General features: G+C 63.3%; 12 protein-coding genes. 4 read left to right on the top strand and 8 right to left on the bottom strand.

Annotated elements, in window-relative coordinates; translation table 11 throughout:
- The first annotated feature begins 159 nt into the window (after window positions 1-159).
- Entirely contained in the window at window positions 160-774 is a 615-nt protein-coding gene (locus tag MJ639_RS04325; protein ID WP_423790749.1) for a DUF2155 domain-containing protein, read from the top strand.
- A gap of 6 nt (window positions 775-780) precedes the next feature.
- Here the strand turns inward: MJ639_RS04325 and aat are convergent, their stop codons facing one another.
- From aat to MJ639_RS04295, 6 genes are all read right to left on the bottom strand, one after another.
- Window positions 781-1446, bottom strand: coding sequence for a leucyl/phenylalanyl-tRNA--protein transferase (gene aat, locus MJ639_RS04320; protein WP_243368947.1), 666 nt, complete (start codon window positions 1444-1446; stop codon window positions 781-783).
- 55 nt (window positions 1447-1501) lie between these two features.
- Entirely contained in the window at window positions 1502-2101 is a 600-nt protein-coding gene (locus MJ639_RS04315) for a class I SAM-dependent methyltransferase (RefSeq protein ID WP_243368946.1), read from the bottom strand.
- 12 nt (window positions 2102-2113) lie between these two features.
- Complete coding sequence (gene accC / locus MJ639_RS04310; RefSeq protein WP_243368945.1) at window positions 2114-3472, bottom strand: acetyl-CoA carboxylase biotin carboxylase subunit; 1359 nt, start codon at window positions 3470-3472, stop codon at window positions 2114-2116.
- An 8-nt stretch (window positions 3473-3480) separates the two neighbouring features.
- A complete protein-coding gene (gene accB / locus MJ639_RS04305) occupies window positions 3481-3951 on the bottom strand; it encodes an acetyl-CoA carboxylase biotin carboxyl carrier protein (RefSeq protein ID WP_243368944.1) in 471 nt (156 codons plus the stop codon).
- Between the two features lie 27 nt (window positions 3952-3978).
- Window positions 3979-4446 carry a type II 3-dehydroquinate dehydratase gene (aroQ, locus tag MJ639_RS04300; protein ID WP_243368943.1) on the bottom strand — a complete coding sequence of 156 codons (468 nt, stop codon included), beginning with the start codon at window positions 4444-4446 and terminating at the stop codon, window positions 3979-3981.
- A 197-nt stretch (window positions 4447-4643) separates the two neighbouring features.
- Window positions 4644-5423 (bottom strand): DsbA family protein, encoded by a 780-nt coding sequence (locus MJ639_RS04295; RefSeq protein ID WP_243368942.1) that lies wholly within the window; start codon window positions 5421-5423, stop codon window positions 4644-4646.
- A gap of 139 nt (window positions 5424-5562) precedes the next feature.
- Between MJ639_RS04295 and MJ639_RS04290 the strand changes: the two genes are divergently transcribed.
- Window positions 5563-6747, top strand: a complete 1185-nt coding sequence (locus MJ639_RS04290; protein WP_243368941.1) for a pyridoxal phosphate-dependent aminotransferase — start codon at window positions 5563-5565, stop codon at window positions 6745-6747.
- A gap of 9 nt (window positions 6748-6756) precedes the next feature.
- Here MJ639_RS04290 and MJ639_RS04285 read toward each other — a convergent pair whose 3' ends face one another.
- Window positions 6757-7488 carry an outer membrane protein gene (locus tag MJ639_RS04285; protein WP_243368940.1) on the bottom strand — a complete coding sequence of 244 codons (732 nt, stop codon included), beginning with the start codon at window positions 7486-7488 and terminating at the stop codon, window positions 6757-6759.
- Window positions 7489-7599: 111 nt separating this feature from the next.
- Window positions 7600-10233 carry an Rne/Rng family ribonuclease gene (locus MJ639_RS04280; protein WP_243368939.1) on the bottom strand — a complete coding sequence of 878 codons (2634 nt, stop codon included), beginning with the start codon at window positions 10231-10233 and terminating at the stop codon, window positions 7600-7602.
- A gap of 608 nt (window positions 10234-10841) precedes the next feature.
- On the opposite strand from MJ639_RS04280, the gene MJ639_RS04275 reads away from it, so the two are divergent.
- Both MJ639_RS04275 and MJ639_RS04270 read left to right on the top strand, forming a co-directional pair.
- Window positions 10842-12083 (top strand): N-acetylmuramoyl-L-alanine amidase, encoded by a 1242-nt coding sequence (locus MJ639_RS04275; protein ID WP_243368938.1) that lies wholly within the window; start codon window positions 10842-10844, stop codon window positions 12081-12083.
- A 148-nt stretch (window positions 12084-12231) separates the two neighbouring features.
- Window positions 12232-14661 carry a penicillin-binding protein 1A gene (locus MJ639_RS04270; RefSeq protein WP_243368937.1) on the top strand — a complete coding sequence of 810 codons (2430 nt, stop codon included), beginning with the start codon at window positions 12232-12234 and terminating at the stop codon, window positions 14659-14661.
- Window positions 14662-14750 lie beyond the last annotated feature (89 nt).

The raw sequence follows: 14750 nt of genomic DNA, 5'->3' as shown, positions 1-14750 counted from the left end.
AAGAATCCTCAAGAGAGGATGTAATTTTATCCTATCGTAGGGTCAGCCGCCAAGCTTTCCTGCTCATCGCCCTTTTTCCAACACGGTTGGCATGTTAACGCGTGTCCGACCAAAACAACGGCCGGGCCGGCCGAAGCGTGAAGGCGTGGATCAGGTATCATGACATTCGGGTGGACGCGGGCGGCATGGGTGCTCGTAGCGATCATGGGTTCGGCGGGCGCAGCCCAGGCGGACAGAATCAAGAACCCGACGGCGGTTTTCTCCGGCCTCGACAAGATCACCGGGCGCATCGTGTCGTTCGAGGTGAAGACCGATGAAACGGTGCAGTTCGGCGCCCTTCAGATGACGGCGCGCGTCTGCTTCACCAAGCCGCCGACCGAGACCCCGAACACCACCTCCTTCGTCGAGGTGGAGGAGACGGGCACCGACGGAAAGACCCGCAAGGTCTTCTCCGGCTGGATGTTCGCCGCAAGCCCCGGCCTGCACGGCATCGAGCACCCGGTCTACGATATCTGGCTGGTGGACTGCAAAGGCGGCACCGAGGTGATCGCCGAGCCGAAGGAAGTTCCCGAGGAGCTGCCGCCGATCGAGCCCACCGCGCAGCGCACGCAGCCTGCGGATCCCGCACGGCCCGGCAGCATCATGGCTCCGGCCCAGGCCCTGCCGCCGGCTCCTGCGCCGTCGGGCTTCGCACCGGCCCAGCCGCGCCAGCCGACGCCGCGTTCGAACCGGGATTTCAACCGGAACGCGCCTCTGATCAATACGGATCGCTAAAAGCAGTTATAGCGCGGCGAGGATATCCTCGCCGCTGACCGTCCCGTCTTTGGGCCAGACGTGCCAATCGCCCTCGTGCTCCATGGCGGCGCGCAGCATCTGTTTGTAATTGCGCCGGGGCACCTCGATCGCGCCGAACTGGGCCAGATGCGACGTGACGAACTGGGTATCGAGCAGGGTGAAGCCGCCGCGCTTGAGCCGCGCCACCAGATGGACAAGGGCCACCTTCGAGGCATCGCGCTCGGTATGGAACATGCTCTCGCCGAAGAACGCACCCTTCAGGCGCACGCCATAGAGCCCGCCGACCAGCTTCTTGTCCCGATAGACCTCGACCGTGTGGCAGAAGCCTGAATCGAACAATTGTCCATAAAGATCCCTGATCCGCCGGTTGATCCAGGTTTTCTCGCGGTCGGTGGCAGGCGCCGCGCAGCCGGTGATGACCGCGTCGAAATCCTGGTCCACGCGCACCTCGAACTCATCCGAGCGCACCGTGCGGGCAAGCCGCTTGGGCACATGGAAGGTCTCGAGGGGAATGATGCCGCGTTCACGCGGCTCGACCCAGAAGAGCGAAGGGTCGTCGGCATCTTCCGCCATGGGAAAAATGCCCGCCGCATAAGCCTTGAGCAGGATCTCGGGCGTGATGGTGATGGTATCGTCGGGAGACCGGGTCATTCACTTGCGCATGCGATCGACGGTCCAGCTGTAAATAGAAGAGCCGGCCAGGAAGTCAGAGCGGCGTGATGTAGATTTTCACGAGCTGCTCCAGCTCAGCTTGGGTTTTGCTCGTTTTTGTCGCGACGGCCCAAAGCTCACGGGATTTGGTCGAAGCACAGAGCGCGCCCGCAAAACCTGCATCGGTGCAGGCTTTCAAGAGCGACTTGTGCGTGAAGCCGGTATGGTGGGCCATGTAGAGATTGCCGGCTTTCATGGCCGGCCTGAAGCCATAGAGCATGTCGAGAGGCGTCACAGGTCCTCGAGGGCTGTCATAGATGGGCGTATCAATATCGCCCGACGCCAATTGTTCAGCGATGGATTGCAGGTCCGGGCACCGGATGACAACCACGCCATCGTCCTTCAGCACTCTGTGAAAGGCCGAGAAGGCAACCGGCACCTCATGAGGATAGAGGTGCTCGATGCTGTGGCAGGAATAGACGGCGTCGAAGCTGCCGGGCTCTACTTTGGCGAGTTCCGGCAGCTTGTCGACGATGTCGGGCTTCACACCCTCATCGATGTCGAGGGTGACTTCTTCCCAATCGGGCGTGTTGAAGACCTTCAGCGTTTGATCTTTGCGCTTGGGTCCGCACCCGACATGGAGGAAGCGAGGCATTTTTTCGAAACCTTATTCCGTCTCCGACAACCCGCCCGTCTTCAGGAAGTTCTCGAGCCAGTGAATGTCGTACTGGCCGTTCTGAATTTCGGGGTTGCGCACGAGGGTGCGGAAGAGCGGCAGCGTCGTGTCCACGCCGTCCACCACGAACTCGTCAAGAGCGCGGCGCAGGCGCATGAGGCACTCGTTGCGGGTGCGGCCATGCACGATGAGCTTGCCCACGAGGGAGTCGTAATGCGGCGGGATGCGGTAGCCCTGATAGGCTGCCGAGTCGACGCGCACGCCGAGACCGCCCGGCGGGTGGAAGTAGCTGATCGTGCCGGGCGAGGGGCGGAAGGTCGAGGGATGCTCGGCATTCACGCGGCACTCGATGGCATGGCCTTCGATCTTGATGTCTTCCTGCTTCACGGAAAGCGGATGACCGGCGGCAACGCGGATCTGCTCGTTCACCAGGTCGATGCCGGTGATCATTTCCGTGACCGGGTGCTCCACCTGAATACGCGTGTTCATCTCGATGAAGTAGAACTCGCCGTCCTCGTAGAGGAACTCGATGGTGCCGGCACCCGCGTATTTCAGCTCCTGCATGGCCTTCGCCACGATACCGCCGATACGCTCGCGCATCTCGACGTTCAGAGCAGGCGAGGGACCTTCCTCCCACACCTTCTGGTGACGGCGCTGGAGCGAGCAGTCGCGCTCGCCGAGATGGATGGCGTTGCCCTTGCCGTCGCCGAGAACCTGGATCTCGATGTGGCGCGGCTTCTCGAGATATTTCTCGATGTACACGGCATCGTCGCCGAACGCGGCCTTGGCTTCGGTCTTGGCAGTGTGAAGCGCGTGGACGAGGTCTTCCTCGTTGCGCGCGACCTTCATGCCGCGTCCGCCGCCGCCGGCAGCGGCCTTGATGATGACGGGATAACCGATGCTTTTCGCGACCTTCTTGGCCTCGCCCTCATCGGAAATGCCGCCTTCCGAGCCCGGCACGCAAGGGATGCCGAGACGCTTGGCGGTGCGCTTCGCCTCGATCTTGTCGCCCATAATGCGGATATGCTCCGCCTTGGGACCGATGAAGGCGATGTGATGCTCTTCCAGCACCTCGGCGAAGCGGGCGTTCTCGGAGAGGAAGCCGTAGCCGGGATGGATGGCGTCCGCGCCGGTGATCTCGCAGGCCGCGATCAGGGCAGGAATGTTGAGATAGCTGTCGCGGGCCGCGGGCGGGCCGATACACACGCTCTCGTCGGCGAGGCGCACATGCATGGCGTCCGCGTCGGCGGTGGAATGCACCGCGACGGTGGCGATGCCGAGCTCCTTCGCCGCGCGAAGGATGCGCAGGGCGATCTCGCCTCGGTTGGCAATGAGGATCTTATCGAACATGTCGCGCCTTACTCGATGACGAGGAGGGGTTCACCGTATTCAACAGGGGTTCCGTCTTCGACGTAGATGGCGGTCACGGTGCCGGCGCGCGGGGCGACGATCTCGTTGAAGGTCTTCATGGCCTCGACGAGCAGAACCTTGTCGCCTGCCTGAACTTTGGAACCGATTTCCACGAAGGACTTCGCATCGGGCGAGGGCTTCCGGTAGGCGGTGCCGACCATCGGGGAGAGAACCGCGCCAGGATGAGGGGCGCCGGGCTTCGCGGCAGCTTCAGCCGCAGCCGCCGGGGGCGGAGCCACGACGGGAGCCGGAGCGGCAGCAGCAGGAGCGGCAAACGTCATGGGGGCCGCCTGGAGCGTGCGCGCCACGCGGATGCGAAGGTCGCCCTTCTCCACTTCGATCTCGCTGAGATTCGTATCGGCGATCAGGTTCGCCAGCTCCCGGACGAGATCGGGATCGAAAGGGTTATCCTTGGCCATGGGGCTCACCTCTTGAATTGTGAGGAACTAGTGCTGGGAGGGCTTTTGAAGCCGTGCTCGTTCCACCAGAACCTGGTGAACCGCCTCGAGCCCGAGCAGATAGCTCATGGGGCCGAAACCGCAGATCACGCCGACGCAGACGGGCGCGATGAACGAGCGATGGCGAAAGCCTTCGCGAGCATGAACGTTGGAAAGATGGATCTCGACCGTCGGGGCGCCGCTGCCGGAGATGGCATCGCGCAGAGCGATCGAGGTGTGGGTATAAGCGCCGGCATTGATGACGATGCCTGCACCCTGTGCTCCCGCTTCCTGGATCCAGTCGACCAGCTGTCCTTCGTGGTTGGACTGGCGGAACGTGATCGCCACCCCCAGGGCCTCGGCCTTCCCGCGCACGAGCTTCTCGACATCCGACAGCGTGGTGCTGCCGTAAATCTGAGGCTCTCTGCGGCCGAGCAGGTTGAGGTTGGGTCCATTGAGGACGTGGACGTTGATCATTGCGAAGGAGCGTTCCTAAAGCCCCGCCAGGCGGAGCCGAAACGCCCTCTTAGCCAAAAGGAGGGCATGGGGGAAGGGGAAAAGCGGGACTTTCCCAAGGCTTGGCTAGGGTTCCCTAGGGGGAGTAGGCGTAAAAGCGCCTTGCTCTCGTCATGGCTATCCCCGGAGAGCCTCCGGGGATGCCGGAATGACGTGCCTTAACCGCAGGTGGCCTTGCCGCAGGTGCGGACGTTGTCGACCACCTGCTTCAGGGGCTCGACGCCGACCGCGCCGGGGATCACCACTTCGCCGATGATGAAGGCTGGGGTGCCGGTGAGGTTCAGCTTGTCGCCCAGCGCCATGTTCTCCTGCAGGGCGGCGCGCTGCTCGGGGCTCTCCATGTCCTTCTGGAGCTTGGCGATGTCGACGCCCATCTCCTTGGCCACAGCCATCGCGCGCTCTCCACCCACGCGGCCACGGGTTTCGAGAACCTTCACGTGGTAGTCGAAGAGCTTCTGGCCCTGGAGCTGGTTCTTCACCGCGAGAGCCACGCGGCTTGCCTCGACGGAATCGGGACCGAGAACGGGGAAGTCCTTCAGCACGACGCGCAGCTTCGGATCGGCCTTCATGAGGGTCTGCACGTCGGCGAGGGCCTTCTTGCAGTAACCGCAATTGTAATCGAAGAACTCGACCAGAGTGACGTCGCCCGACGGATTGCCGGTGACATAGGAATGCGGCGCGTTCAGCAGCGTTTGCTTCGTCTCCTTCACGGCACCGGCTTGGGCCGTCTGCTGAGCTTCGGCCTGGCGCTTTTCGAGCTCGCTGATCGCCTCGGCCAGAACCTCGGGGTTCTTGATGAGGTATTCCCGCACGACATCGCCGATGGCCTGTTTCTGCTGATCGGTGAAGGTGGCGTTCTGCGCCTGCACCGCGGGAGCGAGGGCCAGCGCGCCGAAAAGGGCTGCGGCCTGGAATGTTTTGAGAAGCGGGAAGCGCATATCCGATCCTTTGCGGAGCTTTCTGTACAATATCTGGCGTGAGTTAGCTGCTTGGCGAGTGCCGCGTCAAATCACGGCTTCGTTCCAACGGCATGAAGCGTCTTGAGACGAGCTTTCCAAAGAGCTACGAACCTTATCCATGACAAAATCAATCGCCGATCAGAACCTACCCGTTATCGCTCGCCGCATGGACCGGGTCTCGTCCTTCCTGGCCATGGATGTGTTGAGCGCCGCTGCGGCGAAAGAAAGGCGAGGGGACAGTGTGATCCATATGGAGGTGGGTCAGCCCTCGGCACCGGCTCCTCGCGCCGCTCGCGAAGCCGCTAAGGCTGCCCTCGATCTGGGTCGAATCGGCTACACGGAAGCGCTCGGCATCTCCTCCTTAAGGGAGCGCATCGCCCGGCACTACCGCGAGGCTTATGGTGTTTCCATCGCCCCCGAGCGCGTGGTGGTGACGACCGGCTCCTCGGCGGGGTTCGTTCTGGCCTTCCTGAGCCTCTTCGATGCGGGTCAACGGGTTGCCATCACGGCTCCGGGCTATCCGGCCTATCGCAACATCCTGGAGGCGCTCGGCATCGAGCCGGTCACGATCCCACTCGCCAAGGCGGATGGATGGATCATGACGGCGAAGGCCATCGAGAAGGCGCATGCGGAAAAGCCGCTCCACGGCATTCTCGCCATGAGCCCAGCGAACCCCTCTGGCACGATGATCGGCCAGAAGGCCCTGGCCGAACTCGGAGAAACCTGCCGTCGCCTCGGCCTGTGGTTCGTATCGGACGAGATCTATCACGGCCTGACCTACAGCGAGGCTGCTTCCACCGCGCTTGCTTCCGACGACGATGCGGTCGTCATCAACTCATTCTCGAAGTACTACTGCATGACCGGCTGGCGTATCGGCTGGATCGTGGTGCCCGAGCGGCTCGTGCGGCCCGTCGAGCGGCTGGCACAGAACCTCTACATCTCGCCGCCTTATCTCTCTCAGGTCGCGGCACTTGCCGCCTTCGACGCGGCAGAGGAACTGGAGGCGGTAAAGGCAGGCTATGCGCGCAACCGCGCTTATCTGCTCGAAGAGCTGCCGAGGATCGGCCTCACCGAAATGCATCCGGTGGACGGCGCATTCTACATCTACGCCGACATCGCCCGCTACACGAACGATTCCATCGGCTTCTGCAAGCGGATGCTGGAAGAGACGGGCGTTGCCGCGACGCCGGGGCTCGATTTCGATCCTATCGAAGGCTCGCACTACATGCGCCTGTCCTTCGCGGGCTCCGAGGACGATTGCCGTGAGACAGTGGAGCGGCTGAGGGGATTTCTCAGCCGATAAGGGAACAAATCAGAAGCGATAGTTCAGACCGACACGGAGAAAATGCCCTCGAAAGACGGCCTCTTCCATGGTGTTTCCCCATTGGTCGTGATCAAGAGTGACCAATAGGTATTCGGTTTTTACAGACAGCTTGTCGGTAAAAGCGTGCTCCCAGCCGGCGCCCAGGGTCCACCCGAAGACGAAGTTTCTCGTCGTGTCGCTAAAGCGCTGCGTTCCGAAGAACGGAGAGGTTACGACAGTCTCGAGGTGAGCCTCCAGATCGGCGGCCACAGCTCCTGCTGTTGCGTAAACAAAGGAACGCCCCGCGGCGACGCCGATGCGCGGCCTGAGCGTGATCATCTGCCGAAGACCGATGTTCAGATTGCCGCTGATCTCGGATTGGAGCGGAGTGCCCGGAAAGTAGACGACACCTCCTCGGCCGCGGCCCTCGATGCCAGCCAAGGCGTAATCCGCCTCGATACCCAGCACCACATCGTTGATCTGGTGATTGTAGCCGACCTGCACGCCGAGAGTGCCGCCATTCATATCCCAGGATGAGGGAAAGTTGAGGCGAGCCAACTCGCTCAGCCCCGTTTCACCCGAAGTAACGGATCCATGGATGCCTGCATAAAGGCCCGTCCAGTTTACTGCATCGGCTGGTGCCTCAGGGGCTTGTGGCTTGTGTGAGGTGGGCTCTGCCGCTTGGGATGACGCAAGCGATAGCCCCAAGGCGGTCACGATAACTGACAAATAGCGGATCACGGCTGGGTCCATTCAAGAAACGTTATGTCGTTGCATGCACCAGCGCGTCCGGAAAAGCAAAAAGCCGGGGAGCGAATCCCCGGCTTTTCTCATTGGACATAAAATTCTTTGTTAGCCGCCCAGGACTGACTTGGCCTTGGACCACCAGCCGGCGCGCTTCGGGCGCTCCGGGTCCGGCGGGGTGAGAACCACGGCGACCGGCTCCGGCTCGGGGATCACGGGACGCGGGGCTTCCGCGACGGGTTCCTCGTCAGGCTGACGCGCAGGCTTCGTCTCGATGCGCTCTTCCGCTGCTGCGGGCGCAGGAGCGGGCTTGCTCACCGGCTCATCGTCCAGCGTTCCGACGGCTTCGGCGACAGCCTCGGTGGCGGCCACGAAACCTTCCTCAGTCGCGAAGGTCTCGGCGGCCTCGTCGCGGCCACGGCCACGACCGCCACGGCGGCCCCGGCGACGGCGACGGCGGCCATTGCCCTCGGACTCGGAGCCTTCGCCCGCTTCGCTGTCTTCGCCGGAGGCTTCAGCTTCAGCGCCTTCCTGATCGTCGCCTTCGGACGATTCGTCCTCGGAGCCTTCCTCGCCCTGAGCGCCTGCGAAGGCCTCACGGTCGCGTCCACGACGGCGACGACGGCGGCGGCGGCGGCGGCCATTGCCTTCGCCTTCCTCACGACCTTCCTCGGAAGCGCTGACTTCCTCTTCGGTCTCGTCCTCGGCTTCAACCTCAATCTCGGGCTCTTCCTCTTCGGCCACATCGATCGGCGCGATGGCATCGATCTGGATGCCGGTGGCGGCCGATTTGTGCTCGAGGCGAAGAGCAGGCTCTCCGCGGTCGATGGCGTAGTTGGTGGTGCCGGTCAGCGAGTCGTCCGCGACGACGGAGATCATCACGCCAAAGCGGTTCTCCAGCTCGCGCAGGTGAATACGCTTCTGGTTGAGAATGTAGAAGGCCGCCTCCATCCGCGTGCGGACGATGAGGTTGTAGCCGGCATTCTTGATGAGGGTTTCCTCGATCGAGCGCAGCACGTGCAGCGCAACCGACGGCGTCGAGCGGACGACGCCCGTGCCGGCGCAGTGCGGACAGGGGACGGAGGAGGATTCGAGCACGCCGGTGCGGATGCGCTGGCGCGACATTTCGAGAAGGCCGAAGGGCGAGATGCGGCCCACCTGGATGCGGGCGCGGTCGTTCTTCAGGCACTCGTTCAGTTTCTTCTCGACGGCGCGGTTGTTGCGCTTCTCTTCCATGTCGATGAAGTCGATGACCACGAGGCCGGCAAGGTCGCGCAGGCGCAGCTGGCGCGCGACTTCCTCGGCCGCTTCGAGGTTCGTGCGAACCGCCGTGTCCTCGATGTTGTGCTCGCGGGTCGAACGTCCCGAGTTCACGTCGATGGAAACCAGCGCTTCCGTCGGGTTGATGACGAGATAGCCGCCGGATTTGAGCGTCACGACGTTGGAGAACATCGCGTCGAGCTGGGCTTCGACGCCGTATTTCGCGAAGAGCGGCTGCGGCTCGCGGTAAGGCTGGACGATCTTGCTATGGCTCGGCATGAGCATGCGCATGAAGTCCTTGGCCTCGCGATAGCCTTCGTCGCCGGAGACCATGATGTCGTCGATCTCCTTGTTGTAGAGATCGCGGATGGCGCGCTTGATGAGCGATCCTTCCTCATAGACGAGCGCTGGGGCCGCCGAGTTGAGGGTCAGCTCGCGCACGCTCTCCCAGAGGCGCATGAGATATTCGTAATCGCGCTTGATTTCCGGCTTGGTGCGCGAGGCGCCCGCCGTGCGCAGGATGATGCCCATTCCCTCGGGCACCTCCAGCTCCTGGGCGATTTCCTTCAGGCGCTTGCGGTCGGCGGCGTTGGTGATCTTGCGCGAAATGCCGCCGCCACGGCCCGTGTTGGGCATGAGCACCGAATAGCGGCCTGCGAGCGAGAGATACGTGGTGAGAGCAGCGCCCTTGTTGCCGCGCTCTTCCTTCACGACCTGCACCAGCAGGATCTGGCGGCGCTTGATGACTTCCTGGATCTTGTACTGCTTGCGCGGAGTGCGGCGCGGGGGGAGATCCTCAAGGGCGTCGCCACCGCCGAGTTGCTCGACGTGGTCCTCGTCCTCGTTCTCGCCTTCCTCGTCGTCGCCTTCTTCGTCCTCGTCGCTGTCGGCCTCGTCACCCTCAGCGGTTTCGGCGGTCTCCTCAGCGGGAGCGGCAACAGTCTCAACAGGCTCGGAGTTCTCGGATGTCTCGGCGGCATCGCCGGAGGCGGCCTCGAAATCACCGCCGGCGGCGATCAGGTCGATGGTCTCTTCCGTGCCTTCGGCAGGAGCCTGAGCCTCGGCACCTTCCTCCGTGCCGGCTTCGGCCTCGGTGGAGGTGACGGTCTCGTCTTTCTGTCCACGGCGCTGCGAGGAGCGGCCACGGCGTCCGCGGTTGCGGCGGCGCTCTTCCTCGCGCTCTTCCTCGGCCTGGGCCTCGGCTTCGGCTTCGAGCAGAGCCTGACGGTCGGCGACCGGGATCTGGTAGTAATCAGGGTGGATTTCGCTGAAGGCGAGGAACCCGTGGCGGTTTCCGCCGTACTCGACGAAGGCCGCCTGGAGCGACGGCTCTACGCGGGTGACCTTCGCGAGGTAGATGTTTCCGCGCAGCTGCTTGCGGTTGGCGGATTCGAAATCAAACTCTTCGACCTTCTGGCCGCGTACCACCACAACCCGGGTCTCTTCCGGGTGTGAGGCATCGATGAGCATCTTGTTTGCCATGTTGAACTCTCGACATGGCGATCGAGGGCAGGACCTGAGGCAGTAGCCGCAGTGAAGGCGGGTTTCCGCGCCGCAAGAGAAGGCGGCGGGCTGGAATTGCGTTCGGATTGCTGTCGATCGCCATCATGCGCCTCAGAGGGGCGCATTCTGGGTTGAAACGAAACGGCTTGAAGCCGGATGAGGTGGAGCAAGGGCGTGCGCGAAAAGAAACGCGCGCTTCGAACGGTGCCGGAACGAGAGTCAGTGCTGACTTCGCGTGTGCAACCATTCAAGACGGCCCTTTCTAGGAAACGGTGAGCCGGACAGGATCCTGCCACCGGAAAAGTGCGGCGATCTGCATCGCCATGAACCCTTCCTGGCGCCTGTCGAGGGTGACGGGGTCCCCAGAGGATCGGTCAACACAACCGTCTCCTCGGGTCCGCCGTCAGATTCGGCCATGCCGGGCGGGGTCATTGATCATTACAGAGCGAAAGGGGCATTTGGCAAGATGCTGAACTCTGTGTCGTTAATGCAACAGAGTCGCGAGATTGAGCCTTTTCAGGAGAAGCTTCGTTAACCAAAACCCGCCTAATGAGGTAGGAAGGAAGCACGCAACTTCCAGCAACGGCATGAGAATCAACCCCTTGATACGCTTGGCCTGGGTGGGCCTCCTGGCGATCCTGGCGACATTTACCGTCGCGAGGGGCGGTCCCGCTTGGGCTGTGGGTACAGCCGGTCCCGTGATCGCCGCTGACGTCTCCGTCGAGGTCGAGGGGCCCAAGACCCGGTTCCGGGTCACGCTGTCTAAAAGCGTGACGGCCCAGGTCTCCCTCATGGAGAAGCCGGATCGGCTGATCGTCGATCTGCCCGAGGTGGCATTTCACCTGCCGCCCAATGCCGGGCGCCAGCAGGCGGGGCTGATTGCCTCCTATCGCTACGGTCTGTTTGCGCCGGGCCGCTCCCGGGTGGTCATGGATTTGACCCAGCCCGCGACGGTTTCCGCCATGACGGTCGAGCCCAATGCTGCAAACGGCACGGCGCTGCTGACCATCGAGCTGACCCGCACCGAGCGGGACGATTTCCACCGCGCGGCTGTGGCCAACGCGGCCAAGGCGGCCCAGTCCGCCATCGCCGATACGGCCCCGGTCTCGAAGGATGCCCGCCCGGTCATCGTGATCGATCCCGGCCACGGAGGCATCGACCCCGGCGCCAATGCGGCGAATGGCTTGTTCGAGAAGGATCTGGTCCTGTCCTTCGCCCACAAGCTCCACAAAGCCCTTGAGGCGAGCGGGCGCTACAAGGTCGTGATGACCCGCGACAAGGACGTGTTCATTTCCTTGGGGGACCGGGTCCGCTCTGCGCGCAATGTCCAGGCCGATCTCTTCATCTCTATCCATGCGGATTCGATTTCCGGCGGGCAGGAGGTCCGGGGCCTGACCGTCTATACCGGCGCCGAGCGCGCCTCCGACGCCGATTCTGCCCGCCTTGCCGAGCGCGAAAACAAGGCCGATGCGGTCGCTGGCGTCGAGAGCGCCGACATGCCGGACGATGTCTCGGATATTCTGGTGGACCTGACCCTGCGCGAGACACGAAGCTTTTCCCACGGTTTCGCGACCCGGCTCGTGGGCGAGTTCGATTCGGTGGCTCGCATGAACAAGAATCCCCACCGCCAAGCCCGCTTCCAGGTGCTGCGGGCGCATGACGTGCCCTCGGTCCTGGTGGAGCTTGGCTACCTCTCCAGCAAGCAGGACCTGGATCTGCTCATGTCAGAGGAATGGCGGGGTAAAATGGTGTCCGCCATGAGCGTGGCGGTGGATCGCTTTTTTGCAACACGCTTCGCCCGACAGGGCGCTGCCGCAGTTTTACCATAGATAGGGTGTGGATACCCGTAGCGGGGGCGCGATTCCTCGGATAACAGAACGGGGCGGATTTTAAGCTTCGGTCTTGTTCCGATGGGGCACGGCGTTCGGGATCTGCATAAACAGGCGTCTTCGTGCGCCGACAACGGAATACCTTCGGATGCGTTTTGTCCTACGATTTTTCGGCTTCCTGTTCAGCGTCGGGGCGATCTTTTTCCTGATCGGCGCCGTCGGTCTGGCCTATGGATTCTGGTTCTTCTCCAAGGACCTGCCGGATCACGCGCAGCTCGCCAATTACGAGCCGCCGGTGATGACCCGCGTCCACGCCTCGGACGGCAGCCTGATCGCGGAATATGCCCGCGAGCGGCGCCTCTATGTCCCGATCCAGTCGATTCCGAACCTGGTGAAGGCGGCGTTCCTCTCTGCCGAGGACAAGAACTTCTACAAGCACCCGGGCGTCGACCCGGAGGGCGTGATCCGCGCCATCCTGATCAACGTCAAATCAGGCGGCAAGCGGGAGCAGGGCGCATCCACCATCACTCAGCAGGTGGCCAAGAACTTCCTTGTCGGCAACGAGAAGAGCTACGAGCGCAAGATCCGCGAGGCGCTGATCGCTCTGCGCATGGAAACGACCTTCTCCAAGGACAAGATCCTCGAGCTCTACCTCAACGAGATCTATCTCGGCCTGAGTAATTACGGCGTGGCCGCCTCGGCCCTGAACTATTTCGGCAAGTCGCTCCATGAGCTGACCATCGAGGAGGCCGCCTATCTCGCGGCTCTGCCGAAGGCGCCGAACAACTATCACCCGTTCCGTCAGCGTCAGGCCGCCATCGACCGCCGCAACTGGGTCATCGGCCGCATGGTCGAGAACGGCTACATCACGGCCGAACAGGCCGCTGAGGCCAGGAAGCAGCCGCTCAACGTCACGCCGCGCGTGGTTTCGCCCAACAGCATCGCCTCGGGCTACTTCGCCGAGGGCGTTCGCCGCGACATCGCCGAGCGCTATGGCGAAGAAAAGCTTTATGAGGGCGGCCTGCTGATCCGCGCCACTCTCGACCCCAAGATGCAGGCCATGGCCCGCAAGGCACTGGTCGATGGTCTCGTGCGCTTCGACGAGGCCCGCGGCTGGCGCGGCGCCCAGAGCAAGCTCGAGCTCGCCGGTCGCGAATGGGGCCTTGCGCTTGCCGAGGTGCCCTCCATGGGCGACGTGCAGCCCTGGCGTCTTGCCGTGGTGCTGGAAGTGTCAGGTGGACGCGCCCGCATCGGCCTGCAGCCGAAGAAGGAATCCTCTGGCCAGCTCTCCCGTGAACGCGAGACGGGCTTCATCACCGCCGATGGCGTGAAGTGGACCCGCCGCGCGGTCGAGAAGGCCGTGGCGGTCGGAGACGTGGTCTATGTGGAGCCCCTCGAGGGCAAGCAGGGCCAGTACCGTATCCGTCAGGTGCCCGAGATTTCCGGCGCCATCGTCGCCATGGACCCGCAGACGGGCCGCGTGCATGCGATGGTCGGCGGCTTCTCCTTCGACCAGAGCGAGTTCAACCGCGCCACGCAGGCCATGCGCCAGCCCGGCTCCTCGTTCAAACCGCTGGTTTACGCGACCGCTCTCGACAACGGCTACACGCCCTCGTCGCAGATCATGGACTCGCCCTTCGTGCTCGATATGGGCCCGGGGCAGGCGGCCTGGGCGCCGTCGAACTATGACGGCAAGGCTGCGGGCCTGCGCACGCTTCGCTACGGCATCGAGCATTCGAAGAACCTGATGACGGTTCGTCTCTCCAACGAGATCGGCATGCCCGTCATTTCGGAATATGCCCGCCGCTTTGGCGTCTATGACGACATGCTTCCGCTGCTCTCCATGTCGCTCGGCGCGGGCGAGACGACGGTCATGCGCATGACCGCCGCCTATTCCATGTTCGCGAATGGCGGACGCCGCATCAGGCCGACGCTGATCGACCAGATCCAGGACCGGAGCGGCCGCACGATCTATCGGCATGACGATCGCAAATGCGCGACCTGCGATTCCGAGAAATGGGATAGCGGCGCCGCGCCCAAGCTCGTGGACAGCCGCGAGCAGGTGCTCGATCCGCTGACCGCCTATCAGATCACTTCGATCCTCGAAGGCGTGGTCCAGCGCGGCACGGCGCAGACGGTCAAGGCTGTCGGCAAGCCGCTCGCTGGCAAGACCGGCACGACTAACGACGCGAAGGACGTGTGGTTCGTGGGCTTCTCGCCCGACCTCGCGGTCGGCGTGTTCCTGGGCTACGACCAGCCGAAGTCGCTCGGCAACGCGGCCACCGCCGGTCAGTACGCTGCTCCGGTCTTCCGCGACTTCATGCAGATGGCGCTCAAGGACAAGCCCGCGACGCCGTTCCGCGTGCCCCCGGGCATCAAGCTGATCCGCGTCAACGCCTCCACCGGCACCCGTGCCGGCGGCGAGGGCGGCGGCATCCTGGAAGCCTTCAAGCCCGGCCAATCTCCGCCGGAATATTATGCCCCGCCCGAGGAAGAAGGCGTGCCGCAGGCCGAGTACTCGCCCGCACCTCCGCCGCAGCAGCGGGCCGTAGGCGCTAGCCCGGGCGGATTGTATTGATCCGGCACGGAACCCATATCCATCGCGCTTCCTGACAAGCCGATATCGGTGATCGCTGCAGGCCTCCAAGGTCTGCAGCGTTGCCGGTT

This window comes from Microvirga solisilvae, from assembly GCF_022808595.1.
Taxonomy (GTDB): Bacteria; Pseudomonadota; Alphaproteobacteria; order Rhizobiales; family Beijerinckiaceae; genus Microvirga; species Microvirga solisilvae.
This window is presented reverse-complemented; position numbering and strand designations above follow the sequence as displayed.